A 20,526-nucleotide genomic window follows, 5' to 3' on the forward strand; every position below is an offset into this window, starting at 1 on the left:
CAGACGTGCGGCCCCGTCGAGCCGACGGGGTCGTGACGGGCAAGTCGCCCCGGGGCGCGGATGTTCCGCGATCGTTCAGGGTGGAACCTTAGGCTGTCACCGCGGGTTGCGTCAGGCTTTTCGCCCGTCGGCGCTCCGCCGGCAGTCCCGGGACGCGAGGTGGCGATGCTTCTGGCTTACGCGATGTTCGAGGGCGCCCGCGCCATGATGGCGCCGGCCCGGCTCGCCGCCGACCTGACCCGCCACGCGCTCCAGATGCCCGGCAATCCCCTGGCCTACGGACCCTATGCCCGGGCGGTCAGCGCGGGCTGCGAGATGTTCGAGCGCGCCACCCGCCGCTACGGCAAGCCGGCCTTCGGGTTCACCGAGACGCTGATCGACGGCGCAGCGGTCCCGATCAGCGAGCGGGTCGTCTGGGAGCGGCCGTTCTGCCGGCTGGTGGCGTTCGAGCGGGCCTTCCTGACCCCGCCCGCCGAGCCGGAGCCGAAGCTGCTCATCGTCGCGCCGATGTCGGGGCACTACGCCACGCTGCTGCGCGGCACCGTGGAGGCGATGCTGCCGAACCACCGGGTCTACATCACCGACTGGAACGATGCCCGGATGGTGCCGCTCGCGGCGGGGCGCTTCGATCTCGACACCTACATCGACTACCTGCAGGAGATGTTCGCGCTGCTCGGGCCGGACCTGCACATCATGGCGGTGTGCCAGCCGGCGGTGCCGGTCCTGGCTGCGGTGGCGCTGATGGAGAGCAAGGACGGCCAAGGGGAGGGCGACCCGGCGGTGCCGGCTTCCATGACCCTGATGGGCGGCCCGATCGACACCCGCCGCTCGCCCACGGCGGTGAACTGCCTCGCCCAGGAGCGCGGCCAGACCTGGTTCGAGCGCAACACGATCAGCCTGGTGCCGCCGATCTTCCCGGGGGCCTGGCGCCGGGTCTATCCCGGCTTCCTGCAGCTGTCGGGCTTCATGGCAATGAACCTCGACCGCCACGTCACCGCCCATTCCGACATGTTCGACCACCTGGTGAAGGGCGACGGCGACTCGGCCGAGAAGCACCGGGACTTCTACGACGAGTACCTCGCGGTGATGGACCTGACCGCGGAATACTACCTGCAGACCGTTCAGACGGTCTTCGTCGACCATGACCTGCCGACGGGCCGGATGCGTCACCGCGGCACCCCGGTCGATCTCGGGGCGATCCGCCGCTGCGCCATCCTGGCGGTGGAGGGCGAGAACGACGACATCTCCGGGGTCGGCCAGACCAAGGCGGCCCTCGACCTGACGCCGAACCTGCCCGAATCCCGCAAGGCGTACCATCTCCAGGCCGGCGTCGGGCATTACGGGGTGTTCAACGGCTCCCGCTACCGCACCGTCATCGCACCGCGGATCGCCGCCTTCATCCGCGCCCAGCAGGCGGAAGCCCGGACGCGCGGATCGCATCTGCGCCAGGTGGGCTGACGAAAGGTCCGATCTCGAAAGGTCCGAGACCGTTCGCGGGTCCAGGGCGGAGCCGGTTTCCCGGGGCCTCCGCCGGAAGGCGGCGAGCCCACTGAAATCCCGCTTCCGATCCCGCGATCCCGCCGTGCATGGCCGGCGCGCGCTGCATTTTGAATTCTCTTCCACCCACGGTGGCGCGAGGCTTGCGAGGTCGCCGGCGTGAGCACGATGACCGCCGATCCTCCACCGCCCCTCCGCGTCCCCGGCCGGACTCCATCCAGCCGGATGAGGCCGTGCGCGAACAGGATGCGGATAACTGGAATTCGATCCCCCAAAACCGTCTTGCGGTAGCAGGGAACTGGCGCATGTTGCTGATCGTGTGAAAATCCAGCCTCCCCCGGCCGCGATACACGGCCGGGTCCTTCCGTCGACCGATTCACAGACGCACCCGGAGTGCGGGCCGGTGGCCGGGATCGAGATCCCGCCGGCCAGGGAGATCACGATGGACCGCAGGACGTTCCTCAAGGGCTCGGCCGCACTCGGGCTGGCCGCCCCGCAGGTCGCGATGCCGGCCGTGGCGCAGGGCGCCAAGGTGCTGCGCTTCGTGCCCCAGGCGAACCTCGCCAATTTCGATCCGATCTGGGGCACGCAATACGTGGTGCGCAATGCCGGCACCCTCGTGTGGGACATGCTGTACGGCGTCGACGCGCAGCTGAAGCCGCAGCGCCAGATGGTCGAATCCGAGGAGGTCTCGGGCGACCAGCTGACCTGGACCTTCCGGCTGCGGCCCGGCCAGACCTTCCACGACGGCGAGCCGGTGTTGGCCAAGGACGTGGTGGCGAGCCTCGGACGCTGGATGGCCCGGGACCCGATCGGCCTGATGATCCGGGGTATCCAGGACGACCTCGCCGCGGTCGACGACCGGACGTTCCGCTGGCGACTCAAGAAGCCGTTCCCGAAGCTCCTCTACGCGCTCGGCAAGACCAACGCCCCGATGGCCCTGATCATGCCGGAGCGGATCGCCAAGACCGACCCGTTCACGCAGATCACCGAGTATGTTGGCTCCGGCCCGATGACCTTCGTGCGCAACGAATGGGTGCCGGGCGCGCGCGCCGTGTTCCAGAAATTCGGCGGCTACAAGCCCCGCGAGGAGCCGAATTCGTGGCTGGCGGGCGGCAAGCACATCCTGGTCGACCGGGTCGAATGGGTGATCATGCCGGACGCGGCCACCGCCTCGGCGGCCCTGCAGAACGGCGAGGTCGACTGGTGGGAGAACCCCATCTCCGACCTCGTGCCGCTCCTGCGCAAGAACGCCAACCTCAACGTCGACATCGCCGACCCGCTGGGCAATGTCGGGTCGTTCCGGATGAACCACCTGCATCCGCCCTTCGACAACCCGAAGATCCGCCAGGCCGTCATGACCGCCATGAGCCAGGAGGATTACATGCGGGCGATCGTCGGCGACGACGACACCTTATGGAAGACGCTGCCGGGCTTCTTCACGCCGGGCACGCCGCTCTACACCGAGGCGGGCGGGGGCAGCGTCGGAAAGGGTGACATCAAGCTCGGCCAGAAGCTGCTGAAGGAAGCCGGCTACAAGGGCGAGCCCGTCGTCTGCGTGGTGGCGCAGGACCAGGGGATCACCAAGGCGCAGGGCGACATCACCGCCGACCTGCTGAAGCAGATGGGCTTCAACGTCGACTTCGTCGCCACCGACTGGGGCACCACCGGCACCCGCCGGGCGTCCAAGGCGCCGCCGTCCCAGGGCGGCTGGAACATGTTCCACACCTGGCACGCGGGCGCCGACTGCATCAATCCGGCGGGCTATCCCGCGGTCCGGGCCAGCGGCGACAAGGCCTGGTTCGGCTGGCCCAACGTCCCGCCCGTGGAGGCCGCCATCGCCGAGTGGTTCGACGCGGCCGATCCGGCCGCCGAGAAGGCCGCCATCGACAAGGTCAACGCCGCCGCCTGCGAGGGCGTGGTCTACGTGCCGACCGGGTTCTTCCTCGGCTACCAGGCCTGGCGCAAGAACGTCTCCGGCATCGTGAAGGGGCCGATCCCGTTCACCTGGGGCGTGTCGAAGGCCTGAGGCCAGGAGGCGTCCCATGCTCGGCTATATCGGCAGGCGCATCCTGGCCACCATCCCGGTGATGGCGGTGGTCGGCTTGTTCGTCTTCAGCCTCCTCTACTTCGCCCCCGGCGATCCGGCCGCGATCATCGCGGGCGATCAGGCGACACCGGACGACGTCGCGCGCATCCGCGCCTCGCTCGGCCTCGACCGGCCGTTCCTGGTCCGGTTCGGCGAATGGTCCTGGCAGATCCTGCACGGGGACCTCGGCACCTCGATCTTCACCAACCTGCCGGTCACCACGATGATCGGGCAGCGGGTGCAGCCGACCGTCTCGCTGATGCTCGTCACCCTGATCCTGGCCGTCGTGGTCGCGGTGCCGCTCGGCGTCGTGGCGGCCTGGAAGGCCGGCAGCCTGATCGACCGCCTGGTCATGGGGCTCGCCGTGATGGGCTTCTCGGTGCCGGTCTTCGTGGTCGGCTACGTGCTGGCCTACGTGTTCGCCCTCGAACTCGGCTGGCTGCCGGTGCAGGGCTACACGCCGATCGAGCAGGGCCTGTGGCCGTGGTTCGCGAACCTGATCCTGCCCGCGGTGACGCTGGGCCTCGTCTACATCGCGCTGATCGCCCGGGTGACGCGGGCGACCATGCTGGACGTGCTGCAGCAGGATTACGTGCGCACCGCCCGGGCCAAGGGGCTGGCGCAGGGGCCGGTGCTGTTCATCCACGCCCTCAAGAACGCCGCGGTGCCGATCGTCACCGTGATCGGCATCGGCATCGCGCTGCTGATCGGCGGCGCCGTCGTCACCGAGACGGTGTTCGCGATTCCCGGCCTCGGCCGCCTCACGGTCGATGCGATCCTGCGGCGCGATTACCCGGTCATCCAGGGCGTCGTCCTGCTGTTCAGCTTCGTCTACGTGCTGGTGAACCTCGCCATCGACCTGTTCTACACCTTGCTCGACCCGAGGATCCGCTATTGACCGCGACCGTCGCGCCTCTCTCCGGTCCGTCGCGCGCCGCGGACCCGTCGCTCAAGGGCCCGCCGCACAAGGGGCCGCCCCCCGCGGGGCTCGCCGTCGCCACGCCGCTGCCGGACGTGATCCCGGCCCGCAAGCGCCGGGGCCGGGTCTGGACCTATGTGCGCCGCAACCCGACCATCGTGGCCGGCGGGGGCCTGCTCCTCGTCGTGTTCCTGATGGCGGTGCTCGCGCCCTATCTCGGCACCGTCGATCCCACCGCCCTGGCGCCGGCCAAGCGCACCCGCGTGCCCTCGGCCCAGTACTGGTTCGGCACCGACATGCTCGGCCGGGACATCTATTCGCGGGTGGTCTACGGCGCCCGGGTCTCGCTGCTGGTCGGCTTTTCCGTGGCGCTCCTCGCCTCGGTGGCGGGGCTCGCGGTCGGACTCGTCTCCGGGATGGTGCGCTGGCTCGACGGCATCGTCATGCGGATCGTGGACGGCATGATGTCGATCCCGCCGATCCTGCTGGCCATCACCCTGATGGCGCTCACCCGCGGCTCGGTCCAGAACGTGATCGTGGCGATCACCATCGCGGAGATCCCCCGGGTCGCCCGGTTGGTCCGGGGCGTCGTGCTGTCCTTGCGCGAGCAGCCCTATGTCGAGGCCGCCGTGACCACGGGCACGCGCATGCCGGCGATCATCTGGCGCCACATCCTGCCCAACACCCTGGCGCCCATGACCGTGCAGGCGACCTACATCTGCGCCTCCGCGATGATCACCGAGGCGATCCTGTCGTTCATCGGCGCGGGCGTGCCGCCGTCGACGCCGTCCTGGGGCAACATCATGGCCGAGGGCCGGGCCCTCTGGCAGGTGAAGTTCTACATCATCCTGTTCCCGGCGATCTTCCTGTCCATGACGGTGCTCGCGGTGAACCTCGTCGGCGACGGCCTGCGCGACGCCCTCGACCCCCGCATGGCCAAAGACGCGTGAGGACCAGCAGCGTGAGCGGCACCCCCCTCCTGTCGATCGAGAGCCTGCAGGTCCACTTCCGCACCCCCGACGGGGTGAACCGGGCGGTGGACGGCGTGTCCTTCGCCATCCAGGCGGGTGAGACCCTGGCGATCGTCGGCGAATCCGGCTGCGGCAAGTCGGTGACCGCGATGTCGATCCTGCGCCTCCTGCCCGAGCCGCCGGCCAGCATCGCCGGCGCCATCCGGTTCGAGGGGACGAATCTCCTCGACCTGCCGACCCGCGCGATGCGCAAGATCCGCGGCAACGACATCAGCGTCATCTTCCAGGAGCCGATGACCAGCCTGAACCCGGTGCTGACGGTGGGCCGCCAGATCGGCGAGACCCTGCGGCTGCACCAGGGCCTGAGCCGGCGCGAGGCCGAGGCCCGGGCCGTGGAGATGCTGACGCTGGTCGGCATCCCCGAGCCCGGGCGCCGGGTGCGGGAATACCCGCACCAGCTCTCGGGCGGCATGCGCCAGCGGGTGATGATCGCCATCGCGCTCGCCTGCTCGCCCAAGCTCCTGATCGCCGACGAGCCGACCACGGCGCTCGACGTGACCATCCAGGCCCAGATCCTCGACCTGATGCGCGACCTGAAGCATCGCGTCGGCGCCGCGATCATGCTGATCACCCACGATCTCGGCGTGGTCGCCGAGGTCGCCGACCGGGTGGTGGTGATGTATGCCGGCCGGAAGGTCGAGGAGGCCTCGGTCCGTGACCTGTTCCGGGCGCCGCGCCATCCCTACACCCGCGGCCTGATGGGGGCCGTGCCCAAGCTCGGCGCTGTCGAGCACGGCGCCACCGAGCGGCTCGCCGAGATTCCCGGCATGGTCCCGAGCCTGAAGCAGCGGATCGAGGGCTGCGTCTTCGCCGGACGCTGCCCGGACGTGACCGACCTGTGCCGCGCCTACGCCCCGGCCCTGGAGCCGAAGGCCCCCGCGCATCTCGCCGCCTGTCACTACGCGCCCAAGGACGCCCTCGCGGCATGATTTTTTATGACTTGGCGCAACGCGCGGCGCGTCTTCCCTCCCCCCTCTGCGGGGGAGGGTGGCCCCTGCGTCAGCAGGGGTCGGGAGAGGGGAGCGCCGCGTCCGGACCGGTCGCGACACCCGATCCATCCTGCAACGTCGCGCTGCCCCTCTCCCGACCCGCTTCGCGGGCCACCCTCCCCCGCAGAGGGGGGAGGGGACGCGCTGCGCGCGCCTTTTCTCGTCCCGTCACGGAGACCCGCCCGTGACCACGACCGCCCGCACGCTCCTCCAGGTCAGAGACCTCAAGAAACACTTTTCCCTCGGCGGCGGCCTGTTCGGCCGGTCGACCCGGGTGCTCAAGGCGGTGGACGGCCTGTCCTTCACGGTGGACCGGGGCGAGACCCTGTCGCTGGTCGGCGAATCCGGCTGCGGCAAGTCCACGGTCGCCAAGGCGCTGATGCGCCTCTACACGCCGACCGCCGGGCAGGTGGTGCTGGCCGGCCGGCGCATCGACGACCTCTCGGCCGGCACCCTGCGGCCCCTGCGCCGCCGGATGCAGATGGTGTTCCAGGACCCGTTCTCGTCCCTCAACCCGCGGATGCGGGTGCGGGCGATCCTGGCCGAGCCGATCCGCAATTTCGGGCTGGCCAAGGGCTCGGCCGACATCGAGGCGAAGCTCGCGGCCCTGATGGAGCGGGTCGGCCTGCCGCGCGAGGCGTTGGGGCGCTGGCCCCACGAATTCTCCGGCGGCCAGCGCCAGCGCATCGGCATCGCCCGGGCGCTCGCCGCCGAGCCGGACCTGATCATCTGCGACGAGGCGGTCTCGGCGCTCGACGTCTCGGTGAAGGCCCAGATCGTCAACCTGCTGCGCGACCTGCAGCGCGAGCTCGACCTCGCGATGTTGTTCATCTCGCACGACCTCGCCATCGTGGAGCACATGACCCACCGGGTGGCGGTGATGTATCTCGGCAAGATCGTCGAGATCGGCCCGCGGCGGGCGCTGTTCCTGGCCCCGAAGCACCCCTACACCCAGGCCCTGCTCTCGGCGGTGCCGATCCCCGAGCCCGGGGCCGGGCGCACCCGCATCGTGCTCAAGGGCGACGTCCCGAGCCCGATCAATCCGCCCGCCGGCTGCCGCTTCCACACCCGCTGCCCGCAGGCCTTCGAACGCTGCCGGGTCGAGGAGCCCCGCCTCGATCCGGTGGGCGCCGGCCATCTGGCCGCCTGCCACCTCAACGACGACGCGTCCGCACCGGCGGTCGCGGCCTGACACGATCCCGGAGACAGCCGTGCCGCACGACCTCATCCTCAAGGGTGCGCGGATCATCGACCCGTCCCAGAACCACGACGGGATCGGCGACGTCGCCTTCGCGCAGGGCCGGGTCTCGGGCTTCGGCCGCGATCTCGTCGCGGGCCCGGGCACGCAGGTGCGCGCGATGGCGGGCGCGATCGTCACGCCGGGGCTGATCGACCTGCACACCCACGTCTACTGGGGCGGTACCTCGCTGGGCATCGACGCCGACGCGTTCTGCCGGACCTCCGGGGTGACGACCTCGGTCGATACCGGCAGTGCCGGGCCCGGCAATTTTTCCGGATTTCGCACCCACGTCATCGACCGCTCGGAGGCGCGGATCCTGGCCTACCTGCACGTCTCCTTCGCCGGCATCTTCGGCTTCTCGAAGACCATCATGGTCGGCGAGAGCGAGGATCCGCGGCTGATGGCGCCCCGCGAGGCCGTGGAGGTGGTCGAGGCCAACCGGGACGTCATCGTCGGCATCAAGGTCCGGGTCGGGCGCCACGCCTCCGGCGACCAGGGCACCGCGCCCCTCGACATCGCCCTGCAGGTCGCGGAGGAGACCGGCCTGCCGCTGATGGCCCATATCGACGAGCCGCCGCCGAGCTACGAGGCGGTGCTGGCCATGCTGCGCCCCGGCGACGTGCTGACCCACGCCTTCCGGCCGTTCCCGAATTCCCCGATCACCGCCCAGGGCGCCGTGAAGCCCGCCCTGCGGGAGGCCCGGGCGCGCGGCGTGCTGTTCGATATCGGCCACGGCAAAGGCTCGTTCGCGTTCAAGACCGCCCGGGCCATGCTGGCGGGGGGCTTCCTGCCGGACACGATCTCGTCCGACGTGCACCAGCTCTGCATCGACGGGCCGGCCTTCGATCAGGTCACCACCATGTCCAAGATGCTCTGCCTCGGCATGAGTCTGCGCGACGTCGTCGCCGCCTCCACGGTCAACGCCGCGGTGGCGCTCAAGCGCATGGAATACGGGACCCTGAAGGTCGGGGCGCTCGGCGATGCCACCGTGCTGTCGGTCCGGGACGGCGCGTTCGACTACGTGGACACGCGGGGCGAGCACATGACTGGCGCCCAGCGGATCGTGTCGGAGGGCGTGGTGCTGCGGGGTCGATGGTGGCACCCGGTTTGAGATGGGGACGATGCGGTTTTCCGCCGAAGGGCTCGCAGGCCGCCGTCCTTGGGAGTGGAGGACCATCGATCGAGCGCGCCTGGGAGCCGTACGAAACAGAACCTCCAGCGCCGCGTCCGAACCGGCATAAGCGGCCGATTCCACACCCGCGCAGTCGCTCAAGACCGACGCAACGAGCGGGTTCAACCGGACAGCAATCCTAATTTATTAAGAATACGCCGCTTTACAGCCTCGCCGCATCGATCCTACACTTTCCCGTGAGGTCCGGACCATCGCCGGACGATCAGCGACATGCGGCTCAAGCCGCGGCGCCAGGGAGGATGGATGGATACGGGTCAGCCTCTGCTGGAGGTCGACGGCGTCACGCTCCGCTACAAGACGCCCGAGCACCTCGTCACGGCCACCTACCGGGTGAGCTTCCGGATCTGGCCCGGGGACCGGTTCGTCCTGCTCGGACCCTCCGGGTGCGGGAAGTCGACCCTGCTCAAGGCGGTGGGCGGCTACATGGCCCCTACCGAGGGAGAGATCCGGCTGAAAGGCCGCCCGGTGACCGAGCCCGGCCCCGACCGGATGATGGTGTTCCAGGAATTCGACCAGCTGCTGCCATGGAAGACGGTCCGGCAGAACGTGGTCTTCGCCCTCGAAGCCTCGGGCCGGCTGAAGGGACGGGAGGCGCTGGAGCGGGCGAACCTCTACATCGACAAGGTCAACCTGACGAAGTTCGCCGACAGCTACCCGCACACCCTGTCGGGCGGCATGAAGCAGCGCGTCGCCATCGCCCGCGGCATGGCGATGGAGCCCGACATCCTGCTGATGGACGAGCCGTTCGCGGCGCTCGACGCGCTCACCCGGCGGCGCATGCAGGACGAGCTGCTGATGCTCTGGGAGGAGACGCGCTTCACGGTGCTGTTCGTGACGCACTCGATCCCCGAGGCGATCAAGGTCGGCTCGCGCATCCTGCTGCTCTCGCCCCATCCGGGCGAGGTCAAGGCCGAGCTCAACAGCGCGGCAACCCCGGAGGCGGCGCTGCAGCTCGAGAACCGCATCCAGCAGATGCTCTTTTCGGAAGAGATCCAGGAGGCGGAGAATGTCTAGCGCGCGCGTGTTGACCGGCGCTCCCCTGACGGTGCCGCCGCGCCCCGCCGCCACGGATCCGGCCCGCCCCGAGATCGTGCGGGAGACCGGCCACGCCCACGGCGCCCCGGTTGTGGAGAAGCCGCTCTCGGCGTTCGAGCGCCTCTACAACCAAGCCTGGCTGCGCAAGATCCTGATCCTCGTCCTGCTGGCGGGGATCTGGGAAGCCTACGGGCGCTACCTCGACAACGACCTCCTGTTCCCGACCTTCTCGGCCACCATGGAGGCGTTCTTCCGGGCGGTCGCCGACGGGACGCTGCCGGCCCGGGCCTGGAGCTCGCTGAAGGTGCTGCTGATGGGCTACGCCGCCGGCGTCCTCCTGGCGACCCTGCTCACCGGCATCGCCATCGCGTCGCGGATCGGGACCGACCTCCTCGAGACCCTGACGTCGATGTTCAACCCGCTGCCGGCGATCGCGCTGCTGCCGCTGGCGCTGATCTGGTTCGGGCTCGGCAACGGCAGCCTGATCTTCGTCCTGGTCCACTCGGTGACCTGGGCGATCGCGCTCAACACCCATTCGGGTTTCCTGTCGGTGAGCCGGACGCTCACGATGGTCGGGCGCAATTACGGGCTGTCGGGCCCGCGGCTGATCGGCAAGATCCTGATCCCGGCCGCGTTCCCGTCGATCCTCACCGGCCTGAAGGTCGGCTGGGCCTTCGCGTGGCGCACGCTGATCGCGGCCGAGCTGGTGTTCGGCGTCAGCTCCGGGGCGGGCGGGCTCGGCTGGTTCATCTTCGAGAACAAGAACATGCTCGACATCCCGAACGTGTTCGCCGGGCTGCTCACCGTGATCCTGATCGGCCTCGTGGTGGAGAACCTGATCTTCCAGACGATCGAGCGGCGGACCATCCAGCGCTGGGGCATGCAGGCCTGATCCCCTGACGCCTGATCCCCTGACGCCTGATCCCCTGACGCCTGATCCTCAAGCGGCGCGGCTTCGGGTATGCCCCGCGGATCCTTCGCGGTGACCCGGAGCCTCGACCACCATGCCGACCCTGTCCCTCGCGGAGGCCCACGCGCTCGCGGCCGGCGCCTTCCGCCGCTGTGGCGCCGCCCCTGCCGCCGCCGACAGCACCGCCCGCGCGCTGGTCGCCGCGGAGGCGGACGGCCTGAAGGGCCATGGCCTGTCGCGGGTGCCGGGCTACGCCGCGCAGCTGCGCACCGGCAAGGTCGTGGGCGATGCCCGCGTGGTGGTGAGCCGGCCCCGGCCGGGACTCCTGGCGATCGATGCCGGCAACGGCTTCGCCTACCCGGCGCTCGACGCGGCCCTGGCCGAGCTGCCGGATCTGGCACGCCGGCAGGGGATCGCGGCGGCCGGGATCCGCCGCTCGCATCATTGCGGGGCGGCCGGCCTGCCCGTCGAGGCGCTGGCCGAGGCCGGGTGCGTCGCGATCCTGTTCGCCAACACCCCCGCCGCCATGGCGCCCTGGGGCGGCAGCCGGGCGGTGTTCGGCACCAACCCGCTGGCCTTCGGCTGCCCGTTGCCCGGTCGGGCGCCCATCGTGATCGACCTCGCCCTGTCGAAGGTCGCCCGGGCCAGCATCGTCGGCGCGAAGCAGCGCGGCGAGGCGATCCCGGAGGGCTGGGCGCTCGATGCCGAGGGACGCCCGACCACCGATCCCGCCGCCGCCCTCGACGGCACGATGGCGCCGCTCGGCGACGCCAAGGGGACGGCGCTCGCCTTGATGGTGGAACTCCTGGCGGCCGGGCTCACCGGTGCCCGCTTCGCCGCCGAGGCCAGCTCGTTCCTCGACGCGGCGGGCGACCCGCCCGGCACCGGACAGCTGATCCTGGCGATCGACGCCACGGCCCTCGGCCCCGACGCCCCGGAGCGCTTCGCCGTCCTGGCGGCTTCGATCGAGGCGCAGGACGGCGCTCGCCTGCCGGGAAGCCGGCGCCTCGACCTGCGGGTCCGCGCCGCGCGGGACGGGCTGACGGTTCCGGACACCCTCGCGGCCGAGATCGAAGCGTTGGGGTGACGGCGATGCGGTGTTTCCCGTGAAACACGCACGCTGCGGGGCGAAGCGGTTCGGGCAAGGGAAAGTCTGATACACCGCCACGGCAGGGGCGCTCGAGACGGCCGGATCGCGGGGCGTCCGCGCAGGATCGCTCGGTATGCCGGGACGGCGGATGAAGGACGCGACGATGGCTCATCTCGACAGGCGCCGCGTTCTCCAGGGCGGCCTCGGCGCGCTGGCTGTTGCGGCGACGCCCTTGCGCGCCCGGGCTGAGGAGGTCGTGCTTCCCTTCGGCAACGGCACGCGCCCGCTGGTCGCCTATCCGGGCAAGCGCCCGCTTCTGCAGACCACGGCCCGGCCGCCCCAGCTGGAGACGCCGTTCGCGGTATTCGACGAGGGGGCGATCACCCCCAACGACGCCTTCTTCGTCCGCTATCACCTGGCCGACATCCCCCTGGAGATCGACCCGGACACGTTCCGGCTCGGCATCGCCGGCCATGTCGAGCGCCCGGTCTCGCTGTCGCTGGCCGAGATCAAGGCGCTGCCGGGGCGGAGCGAGATCGTGGCGGTCAACCAATGCTCGGGGAACTCGCGCGGCTTCTTCGAGCCGCGCATGGCCGGCGGTCAGCTCGCCAACGGCGCCATGGGCTGCGCGCGCTGGACCGGCGTGCCGCTGAAGAGCGTGCTCGACCGCGCCGGGGTGAAGCCGGGCGCCGTGCAGGTCACGTTCGACGGGATGGACGGGCCGGTCCTGCCCGAGACCCCGGATTTCGTGAAGGCGCTCGGCCTCGACCATGCCCGTGACGGCGAGGTGATGCTGGCCTGGGGCATGAACGGCGAGGACCTGCCCTGGCTCAACGGGTTTCCGCTGCGCCTCGTGGTGCCGGGCTTCTACGGCACCTACTGGGTCAAGCACCTGAACGCGATCACGGTGCGCGACACGCCGTTCGACGGCTTCTTCATGAAGAGCGCCTACCGCATCCCGGACAATGCCTGCGCCTGCACGGAGCCGGGCCAGGCCGCCAAAGCCACGGTGCCGATCGGCCGGCTCAACGTGCGGTCGTTCCTGACCAATCTCGCCGACGGGGCGGACATCAAGGCCGGTCCGGTGCACGTGCGCGGCATCGCGTTCGACGGCGGCTCCGGGATCAAGACGGTCGCGGTGTCCACCGACGAGGGCCGGACCTGGACGCAGGCCGCCCTGGGCCAGGATTTGGGTCCCTACGCGTTCCGGCCCTGGTCGCTCACCCTCGACCTGGCCGCGGGCGCGCACAGCGTCCGGGTCCGGGCCACCGCCAACGACGGCAGCACGCAGCCGATGGACTCGCTCTGGAACCCGTCCGGGTACATGCGCAACGGCGTCGAGATCACCCGGGTCCGGGCGGCGTGAGGGGGAACGGGATGCGCGCGCTTTTGATCGGATCGATGATCGCCGGCCTTCTCGCCGGCACAGCCCTCTCGGCCCCGCGCCGCTACACGGTGCCGGATCCCACGGCCGAGTTGCGGGCCCCGAAGGACGGTGCGTCGGGTGGCCAGGCGCAGGGCTTCGCCGCAGCGCAGGCCAATTGCCAGACCTGCCACTCCGTCGATTACATCGCCACCCAGCCCCCGGGGCGGGGGAAGGCGTTCTGGGAGTCGGAGGTGACCAAGATGATCAAGGTCTACCACGCCCCGATCGACGAGGCGGACGGCCACGCGATCGCTGCCTACCTGGCGGACACGTATTGAGCGACGGCCGCGCCTCAGCGCAGCGTCACGGCCTGCGCGGCGTAGGACGCGACGCTCTGCACCACCGGCAGGTCGTAGGCGTAGATGCGGCCGGCCAGGATCGTCAGGGCGAGGGCCCAGAACACGGCACCACCGACCCGGCGCGCGGTCCGGTCGCCCGAAGCGGTCGGGCACGCCTCGGCCACGCCCGCGGCGACGGGCTCGCCAAAGGGGTCGAACGCCATCGTCGTCGACCGAGTATCCGGGGTGGTGCGCATGACGGTGAATGTCGCGCTCGGGACCCCGCGCCGCAATGGACGGGACTTCCGAAGTTTTCTCGCGCCGGAGAGCGTCCTTCTCTCTTGTGCGCTCGCGACAAACGTTTTCTTCCCTTTGCTCGGATGTCGACCGTGGAGCGACCGGCGTGAGCCCCAGATCATCGGCCCGGACGGGTGAAACCGGGACCACCGTGCGGGACGGGGCGGCCACCTCCGTACTGCCGGGCATCGGCCTGTGCGCGGCGATCACCGCCCTGGCCATGGCCGCGCAGGCGCTCGAGGAGCGAGTTGCCGGCCATCCCTATGTCGAGGCCCTGGTGCTGGCGATCCTGATTGGGATCGCGATCCGCACCGCCTGGACGCCGGATGCCCGGTTTCGCACCGGCATCGCGTTCTCGGCGAAGCAACTCCTGGAGGTGGCCGTCGTACTGCTGGGCGCCTCGCTGAGCCTCGGGGCGATCCTGGCCTCCGGTCCGGCGCTGCTGGCCGGCATCGTCGGCACCGTTGTGATCGGGATCGGCGCCAGCGTGGGGATCTGCCGGGCGCTCGGCCTGCCGCCCAGGATGGCGATCCTGGTGGCGTGCGGCAACGCGATCTGCGGCAACTCGGCCATCGCCGCGGTGGCGCCGGTGATCGGGGCGCAGCCCAAGGACATCGCGGCCGCCATCGCGTTCACCGCGGTGCTCGGCGTGCTGATGGTGCTCGGCTTGCCGCTGTTCGTGCCGCTCGCGGGCCTGAGCGACAACCAGTACGGCGTGCTGGCCGGGCTCACCGTCTACGCGGTCCCGCAGGTGCTGGCCGCGACCGTCCCGGTGAGCCTGCTCTCCACCCAGGTCGGCACCCTGGTCAAGCTCGTGCGCGTGCTGATGCTGGGACCCGTGGTGGTGGCGTTCTCACTGATCGCCCCGCGCCTGCCGCGGGAGGCCGGGCAGGACGCCGAGGCGGAATCGACCCGCGCGAAGGGCCGGCCCGGCCTGACCAAGCTGGTGCCGTGGTTCATCCTCGGCTTCCTGGTCCTGGCGACGTCCCGCTCCATAGGGCTGATCCCGGATGCGGCCGTCAAACCGCTGACGCAGCTCGCGGGCGTGCTCACGGTGCTGTCCATGGCGGCCCTCGGCCTCGGCGTCGATGTGCGGGTGCTCGCCCGAGTCGGAGGCCGGGTCACCCTGGCCGTGACCGCGTCGCTGGCCGTGCTCGTCGCGGTCAGCCTCGGCCTGATCCGCGGCCTGGGGATCGGTTGAGGGCGTGGACAAGCTTAAAATTGTGTTCTGAGTCTTGTATTTCGAATTCCTGCCGAATCTAAGCTTGGGTCCCGCAACAAAGCCGCCGGGCGTCTGAGTGGAAACACTCTGTCCAGACAGCGTTATCTAGAGTGTCGGCATTAAAATGCTGCCGTTTCGGGCAATCGGCTGAACAGACCATCTTGACACTGCGATGGTTTTTGCTTTGGAACCAATGGGTCATCCACGAAAGCTTAGATCGGAACTCGCGCCGTGCCCGAAACGCATCCTGAGAGCAGCACCGAACTCGCCGTGCTGGTCGGCGACGTCGTCGCGGCTTACGTCTCGAACAACCCCGTCCCACCCACGTCCCTGCCGGCGTTGATCGCCAGCGTGCACGGCGCGCTGATCAACCTCGACCGCAAGGTGCCCGTCGAGGTCGCACCCGTGATCGAGCCGCCGACCGCGGCGCAGATCCGCAAGTCGGTCCAGCAGGACGGGATCGTCAGCTTCATCGACGGGCGGTCGTACAAGACGCTCAAGCGGCATCTCACCGCCCACGGCCTGACGCCGGAGCGGTATCGCGAGCGCTATAGCCTGCCGACGGATTACCCGATGACGGCGCCGGGCTACGCCGCGCAGCGCTCCGCCCTCGCCAAGGCGATCGGCCTCGGTGTTCCGGGCGCCCGCGCCGAGCAGCGCCGGACCGGCACGAACGGCTGATCGCCGGCGTTGACCAGGGTGCGCGTCAGCGCCTGCGGAACGGCAGCACGCGTGCGGTCATTCCGGGCAGGCGGGCGCTGGGCGGGCGGCCAAAGGTCTGGGCCCAGCTCAGGTAGATGATGCGGGCGCCGACGGCCACGGCGGCCACCTCCGGCGCGGGGGGGACGTGGCGTTCGCCGGTTGCCGGCCCGCGCGCGGCCCGTTGCGCCGATCCCTGGCGCCGGGACGGTTGCCCGTCCGGCAGGGACCGCCTGCGCGGGGACTGGGGCTTATCGGGCTTGGCTGAGAACGACACGTCAAAAAGTCCCCGTCCGCGTTCGAGGCGCGAGCGGGGACGGACGGTTCGGTCGGCCGTAGGTCCGCCGGGGCGCTCGACCCTCGACAACGTGGCCATTCTACCGGATGGCCCGAAGCACGACAGACCGACTTCGTCCAAAAAACTTGTCTCTGTGTCCCACGGCATCCCGCGGCATCCATCGAAAGGCGACGGGACGGGCCTCGGGCGCCGCCCTGCGATGCGGGCCCGACGCTGCGCCTCGATGGGCCGCGGACAAGCGGAGGGCGGTGGACGCCCCCTCCCTCAACCCACGAAGCGCCGCTACGAAGCGCGGGCGCCCGGCACCGCGGCCAGGAGGCTGCGGGTGTAGGCGTGCTCCGGGGCCGCGAACAGGTCGGCGGTGGTGCGCATCTCCACGATGGCGCCGCGATGCATCACGGCGATCCGGTCGCAGATCGTGGCCGCCACCCGCAGGTCGTGGGTTATGAACAGCATCGCCAGCGACAGCCGCTGCTTCAGGTCCTCCAGCAGGTCCAGCACCTGGCGCTGGACCGAGACGTCGAGCGCGGAGACCGCCTCGTCGGCCACCAGCACGTCCGGCTCCATGGCGAGCGCCCGGGCGATGCCGATGCGCTGGCGCTGGCCGCCCGAGAAGGCGTTCGGGTAGCGGGCGGCCGCCTTCGGGTCGAGGCCGACGAGGTCGAGGAGGCTCCGGGTGCGCTCCCGCGCCTCCGCGGCCGGAACGCCGTGGGCGACCGGGCCCGCCATGATGATCTGCTCCACGGTGCGGCGCGGATTCAGCGAGGCGAACGGGTCCTGGAAGATCATCTGGATGCGGCTGCGCTGAGCGCGCAGGTCCGCACGCCGGAGCGCGGTGTAGTCGAGGCTGCCGAGCCGGACGGTGCCGCCGTCGGGCTCGATCAGCCGGATCGCGAGCCGCGCCGTGGTCGACTTGCCGGAGCCGGATTCGCCGACCAGCCCCAGGGTCTCGCCGCGCCGCACGTCGAAGGCGACCTCCTTGACCGCCGCGACCACCCGGGGGTTGCCGAACAGGCCGGCCTTGGTGGTGTAGGTCTTGGACAGCCCGATCACCGACAGGGCCACGGGGGAGGCCTGCACGCTGGCCCGCACCGGCGGGGTCAGGCTCGGCACCGCGGCGAGCAACGCCTTCGTGTAGGGGGCCTGGGGATCGCGCAGCACCGCCTCGGCGCTGCCCGATTCCACCAGCCGGCCGCGCTGGAGCACCGCCACGTGGTCGGCGATCTCCGCGACCACGCCGAAATCGTGGGTGATGAACAGGACGCTCATCCCGCGCTTGCGCTGCAACTCGCGGATCAGCTTCAGGATCTGGGCCTGGGTGGTGACGTCGAGCGCCGTGGTCGGCTCGTCGGCGACCAGGACCGACGGCTCCAGGGCGAGCGCCATGGCGATCATCGCGCGCTGCCGCTGGCCGCCGGAGAGCTGGTGCGGATAGGCCCGCACCGCCTCCTCGGGGTTGGACAGCCCGACCTCGGTCGCCAAGGCCACCGCCCGGGCCCGCCGCTCGGCCCGGGTGAGCAGGTTATGCGCCTCGAACATCTCGGCGATCTGGTCGCCGATGCGCATCACCGGGTTGAGCGCGGTCATCGGCTCCTGGAACACCATGGCGATCCGCCGGCCGCGCAGGGCGCGCCAGGCCGGCTCGTCCAGGCTCAGCAGGTCCCGTCCCTCGAACAGGATCGAACCGCCCTCGGGCTTGAGCGCCCGGGGCAGGAGGCCGGTGAGCGCGTAGGCGCTCATCGACTTGCCGGAGCCCGATTCCCCGACCACGCAGAGGATTTTGCCGGGCTCCAGGTCGAGGTTCAGGCCCTCGACGGCGTAGGGACGGTCGGCGCCCTTGGGGAGCGCGATCGTCAGGTCACGGATGCGGACGACCGGCTCGCTCATGGTTCAGCTCCTCGCGGCGCGGCGGCGCAGGATGTCCGGCCCGGCCTCGCCGAGATCCCAGAACAGCCCGGCCATGATCGCGAGGCCCTCGCGGGTGCTGGAGGCGAGCATGTGCTCGTCCGGCCCGTGCTGGCGGCAGGCCGGGTAGGAATGCGGCACCCACAGGGTCGGCAGCCCGAGGATCTCCGAGAAGGCGTCGTTCGGCAGCGAACCGCCGAGATTGGGCAGCAGGGCCGGTTTTTTTCCGGCGCTCGCCTCGATCGAGAGAAGCGCCCATTCCACCCAGGGGTCTTCCACCGGCAGCCGGGTCGCTTGAAAAACCTCCGAAGCCCGGGCCGGCCGGACCTCGATCATCGGAAAACCGTTGGCGTCGAGATGCGCGCGCACGTTCTGGATCAGGTTCTTCCAGTCGGTGCCGACCACGAAGCGCAGCTGCAGGGTCGCCTTGGCGTGGGGCGGCACCGCGTTGAGCGGTCCGTCCGGATCGCCGGTCTTGAAGGCGAGGACTTCCAGGGTGTTCCAGGCGAAGACCCGCTCGGTCGGGGTGAGCCCCGGCTCGCCCCAATCGGAATCGATCGTCGGGGCGGTCGGATCCTCGCCGACCCGGATGTCGCGGAGCGCCGTGCGCACGCCCTCGGGGATGGGCGGCGGCCGCAGGGCCTCGACCAGGATGCTGCCGCGGGCATCGACCATCGAGGCGATCGCCGAGGCCAGCACCGTGCCGGGGTTGCGCAGCAGGCCGCCCCAATTGCCGGAATGGTGCGGACCCTCGCGCAGGTTCAGGCTCAGTTCGAAATTGTAGGCGCCGCGGGAGCCCAGGAACAGGGTCGGGCGCTCGGCGCTGAGCCGCGGCCCGTCCGAGGCGATCAGCACGTCGGCGCGCAGGGCCTCCGCGTGCGCGCGGCAGAACGGACGCAGGCCCGGCGAGCCGGATTCCTCGCCCATCTCGATCAGCAGCTTCACGTTGAAGCCGAGGCGGCCGTCGCGCGCCGCGATCACCTGCTCCAGGGCCGCGAGGTTGAGGACGTGCTGGCCCTTGTTGTCGGCGGTGCCGCGCCCGTACCAGCGGTCGCCCTCGACCACGATCTCCCAGGGGCCCAGCCCCGTGCGCCACTGCTCGGGATAGCCCCGCACCGTGTCGCCGTGGCCGTAGATCAGCACGGTGGGGAGGTCCGGTCCCTCGTGCCGCTCGGCGATCAGGAACGGGCCGTGCACCCCGTCCGGATTGTCGTGTTTTTTGGGTGTCTCGAAGCCGAGGCGGGTGACGAGAGGCGTGATGAAGGTGTCGAGATAGGCGTGCAGGGCCGCCTCCTGGCCCGGCGCCTGGCTCTCGGTCGGGTAGGCGACCGCCTCCCGCAGGAGTGCGAGGAACGCCCCGGCGTCGAAGGTGTCGGTTGCGCGCGCGATGGCGTCGTCTCGCGTCATGGTGTGTTTCCCGTGAAACATTGCGGTTCTGGCCGGAATGGATCCCGCGCTGCCCGAGCCTGTCGGCCGGCCCGGGGCACTTCCGGACGTCTGGTCAGTGCCGGGCTTCGGGGGCGGTGATGTCGCGCAGGCCGTCGCCCAGGAGATTGATCGCCAGCACGAGGAAGAGGAGCGCCACGCCCGGGATGGTGATCACCCAGGGCTGGAAGAACATGTACTGCTTGCCCTCCGCGATCATCAGACCCCAGGACGGCAGCGGCGGCTGCACCCCGAGCCCCAGGAACGACAGGGCGGCCTCGAGCAGGATCGCGTGCGCCATCTCCAGGGTCGCCACGACGATCAGCGCGTTGAGGATGTTGGGCAGGATCTCCTGCAGGATGATGCGCAGGTCGGTGAGGCCCGAAGCGCGGGCGGCCGAGACGAAATCCTGGTTGCGGATCTGCTGGGTGGCGGCCCGGGTCACCACGGCGAAGCGGTCCCAGAGCAGGAAGCCCAGCACCAGCACCACGACCTTGAGCGAGCCGCCGACCAGCGACGCCATGGCCAGCGCCACCAGCACCACGGGCATCGCCAGACGCGTGGTCACGATGTAGTTCACCACCGAATCGACCCAGCCGCCGAAATAGCCGGCGCAGAGGCCCAGCACCGTGCCGATCAGCCCGGAGATCAGCGCCGCCGAGATCCCGATCAACAGGGAGATCTGGCCGCCGTAGAGTAGGCGGCTGAGGTAGTCGCGCCCGAGCTTGTCGGTGCCGAGCGCGTGGTCCCAGGTCCCCTTGGCCTGCCAGATCGGCGGGATCAGGCGGCGCGAGACGTCCTGCGCATAAGGGTCGTGCGGGGCGATCAGCGGTGCGGCCAGCGCGGCCAGCACGATCACCCCGAGGATGCCGGCCCCGATCAGGAAGCCGGCGTGATGCAGGCCGCGCCGGAGCACGAGGCCGGTCGGCGAGCGCACCGGCGCCAGGGCGGCCGGCACCCCGACGTCTTGGGGGAGGGCGGGGG

18 protein-coding genes are annotated in these 20,526 nt (G+C 70.5%); 14 read left to right on the forward strand and 4 right to left on the reverse strand.

The window, feature by feature from the left end:
* The first annotated feature begins 165 nt into the window (after nucleotides 1–165).
* From FV242_RS13460 to FV242_RS13515, 12 genes are all read left to right on the forward strand, one after another.
* Complete coding sequence (locus FV242_RS13460; protein WP_147939272.1) at nucleotides 166–1,458, forward strand: polyhydroxyalkanoate depolymerase; 1,293 nt, start codon at nucleotides 166–168, stop codon at nucleotides 1,456–1,458.
* Nucleotides 1,459–1,939: 481 nt separating this feature from the next.
* Entirely contained in the window at nucleotides 1,940–3,526 is a 1,587-nt protein-coding gene (locus FV242_RS13465) for an ABC transporter substrate-binding protein (RefSeq protein ID WP_147939273.1), read from the forward strand.
* Between the two features lie 16 nt (nucleotides 3,527–3,542).
* Nucleotides 3,543–4,484 (forward strand): ABC transporter permease, encoded by a 942-nt coding sequence (locus FV242_RS13470; protein ID WP_147909481.1) that lies wholly within the window; start codon nucleotides 3,543–3,545, stop codon nucleotides 4,482–4,484.
* Between the two features lie 107 nt (nucleotides 4,485–4,591).
* The gene (locus FV242_RS13475; RefSeq protein WP_147909491.1) at nucleotides 4,592–5,455 is read left to right on the forward strand and encodes an ABC transporter permease; all 864 of its coding nucleotides are present in this window, start codon (nucleotides 4,592–4,594) and stop codon (nucleotides 5,453–5,455) included.
* Between the two features lie 11 nt (nucleotides 5,456–5,466).
* A complete protein-coding gene (locus FV242_RS13480; RefSeq protein ID WP_147909480.1) occupies nucleotides 5,467–6,465 on the forward strand; it encodes an ABC transporter ATP-binding protein in 999 nt (332 codons plus the stop codon).
* A 244-nt stretch (nucleotides 6,466–6,709) separates the two neighbouring features.
* Nucleotides 6,710–7,717 (forward strand): ABC transporter ATP-binding protein, encoded by a 1,008-nt coding sequence (locus FV242_RS13485; RefSeq protein ID WP_147939274.1) that lies wholly within the window; start codon nucleotides 6,710–6,712, stop codon nucleotides 7,715–7,717.
* Between the two features lie 19 nt (nucleotides 7,718–7,736).
* Complete coding sequence (locus FV242_RS13490) at nucleotides 7,737–8,876, forward strand: amidohydrolase/deacetylase family metallohydrolase (protein ID WP_147939275.1); 1,140 nt, start codon at nucleotides 7,737–7,739, stop codon at nucleotides 8,874–8,876.
* A 324-nt stretch (nucleotides 8,877–9,200) separates the two neighbouring features.
* On the forward strand, nucleotides 9,201–9,971 hold the full coding sequence (locus tag FV242_RS13495) for an ABC transporter ATP-binding protein (RefSeq protein ID WP_147939276.1): 771 nt from the start codon (nucleotides 9,201–9,203) through the stop codon (nucleotides 9,969–9,971).
* Nucleotides 9,964–10,884: an ABC transporter permease gene (locus FV242_RS13500; RefSeq protein ID WP_147909477.1), complete on the forward strand. Its 921-nt coding sequence runs from the start codon at nucleotides 9,964–9,966 to the stop codon at nucleotides 10,882–10,884. Before FV242_RS13495 ends, FV242_RS13500 begins: the two co-directional genes overlap by 8 nt.
* Nucleotides 10,885–10,996: 112 nt before the next feature.
* A complete protein-coding gene (locus tag FV242_RS13505) occupies nucleotides 10,997–11,989 on the forward strand; it encodes an Ldh family oxidoreductase (RefSeq protein ID WP_147909476.1) in 993 nt (330 codons plus the stop codon).
* Between the two features lie 166 nt (nucleotides 11,990–12,155).
* Nucleotides 12,156–13,358: a molybdopterin-dependent oxidoreductase gene (locus tag FV242_RS13510; protein ID WP_147939282.1), complete on the forward strand. Its 1,203-nt coding sequence runs from the start codon at nucleotides 12,156–12,158 to the stop codon at nucleotides 13,356–13,358.
* Nucleotides 13,359–13,369: 11 nt separating this feature from the next.
* Complete coding sequence (locus FV242_RS13515) at nucleotides 13,370–13,696, forward strand: cytochrome c (RefSeq protein WP_147939277.1); 327 nt, start codon at nucleotides 13,370–13,372, stop codon at nucleotides 13,694–13,696.
* A 14-nt stretch (nucleotides 13,697–13,710) separates the two neighbouring features.
* On the opposite strand, the gene FV242_RS13520 is transcribed toward FV242_RS13515, so the two are convergent.
* Nucleotides 13,711–13,920, reverse strand: coding sequence for a hypothetical protein (locus FV242_RS13520; protein ID WP_246692094.1), 210 nt, complete (start codon nucleotides 13,918–13,920; stop codon nucleotides 13,711–13,713).
* 224 nt (nucleotides 13,921–14,144) lie between these two features.
* Here FV242_RS13520 and FV242_RS13525 point away from each other — a divergent pair, with 224 nt between their 5' ends.
* Both FV242_RS13525 and FV242_RS13530 read left to right on the forward strand, forming a co-directional pair.
* On the forward strand, nucleotides 14,145–15,194 hold the full coding sequence (locus tag FV242_RS13525) for a YeiH family protein (RefSeq protein ID WP_147939283.1): 1,050 nt from the start codon (nucleotides 14,145–14,147) through the stop codon (nucleotides 15,192–15,194).
* A 252-nt stretch (nucleotides 15,195–15,446) separates the two neighbouring features.
* Nucleotides 15,447–15,896, forward strand: coding sequence for a MucR family transcriptional regulator (locus FV242_RS13530; protein ID WP_147909473.1), 450 nt, complete (start codon nucleotides 15,447–15,449; stop codon nucleotides 15,894–15,896).
* Between the two features lie 598 nt (nucleotides 15,897–16,494).
* Here the strand turns inward: FV242_RS13530 and FV242_RS13535 are convergent.
* The 3 genes from FV242_RS13535 to FV242_RS13545 form a co-directional block, all read right to left on the reverse strand.
* Nucleotides 16,495–18,099: an ABC transporter ATP-binding protein gene (locus FV242_RS13535; protein WP_147939278.1), complete on the reverse strand. Its 1,605-nt coding sequence runs from the start codon at nucleotides 18,097–18,099 to the stop codon at nucleotides 16,495–16,497.
* A gap of 3 nt (nucleotides 18,100–18,102) precedes the next feature.
* Entirely contained in the window at nucleotides 18,103–19,524 is a 1,422-nt protein-coding gene (locus FV242_RS13540) for a M20 family metallopeptidase (RefSeq protein WP_147939279.1), read from the reverse strand.
* Between the two features lie 94 nt (nucleotides 19,525–19,618).
* Nucleotides 19,619–20,500, reverse strand: coding sequence for an ABC transporter permease (locus FV242_RS13545; protein WP_147939284.1), 882 nt, complete (start codon nucleotides 20,498–20,500; stop codon nucleotides 19,619–19,621).
* Nucleotides 20,501–20,526: the final 26 nt, after the last annotated feature.

It is taken from the genome of Methylobacterium sp. WL64 (assembly GCF_008039945.1).
In the GTDB taxonomy this organism is placed as follows: Bacteria; Pseudomonadota; Alphaproteobacteria; order Rhizobiales; family Beijerinckiaceae; genus Methylobacterium.

Bases quoted from the DNA above. Each gene is read 5' to 3' on its own strand.
- FV242_RS13460 (WP_147939272.1), top strand. From the start codon at position 166: ATGCTTCTGGCTTACGCGATGTTCGAGGGCGCCCGCGCCATGATGGCG.
- FV242_RS13465 (WP_147939273.1), top strand. From the start codon at position 1,940: ATGGACCGCAGGACGTTCCTCAAGGGCTCGGCCGCACTCGGGCTGGCC.
- FV242_RS13470 (WP_147909481.1), top strand. From the start codon at position 3,543: ATGCTCGGCTATATCGGCAGGCGCATCCTGGCCACCATCCCGGTGATG.
- FV242_RS13495 (WP_147939276.1), top strand. From the start codon at position 9,201: ATGGATACGGGTCAGCCTCTGCTGGAGGTCGACGGCGTCACGCTCCGC.
- FV242_RS13500 (WP_147909477.1), top strand. From the start codon at position 9,964: ATGTCTAGCGCGCGCGTGTTGACCGGCGCTCCCCTGACGGTGCCGCCG.
- FV242_RS13505 (WP_147909476.1), top strand. From the start codon at position 10,997: ATGCCGACCCTGTCCCTCGCGGAGGCCCACGCGCTCGCGGCCGGCGCC.
- FV242_RS13510 (WP_147939282.1), top strand. From the start codon at position 12,156: ATGGCTCATCTCGACAGGCGCCGCGTTCTCCAGGGCGGCCTCGGCGCG.
- FV242_RS13515 (WP_147939277.1), top strand. From the start codon at position 13,370: ATGCGCGCGCTTTTGATCGGATCGATGATCGCCGGCCTTCTCGCCGGC.
- FV242_RS13520 (WP_246692094.1), bottom strand. From the start codon at position 13,920: ATGGCGTTCGACCCCTTTGGCGAGCCCGTCGCCGCGGGCGTGGCCGAG.
- FV242_RS13535 (WP_147939278.1), bottom strand. From the start codon at position 18,099: ATGAGCGAGCCGGTCGTCCGCATCCGTGACCTGACGATCGCGCTCCCC.
- FV242_RS13540 (WP_147939279.1), bottom strand. From the start codon at position 19,524: ATGACGCGAGACGACGCCATCGCGCGCGCAACCGACACCTTCGACGCC.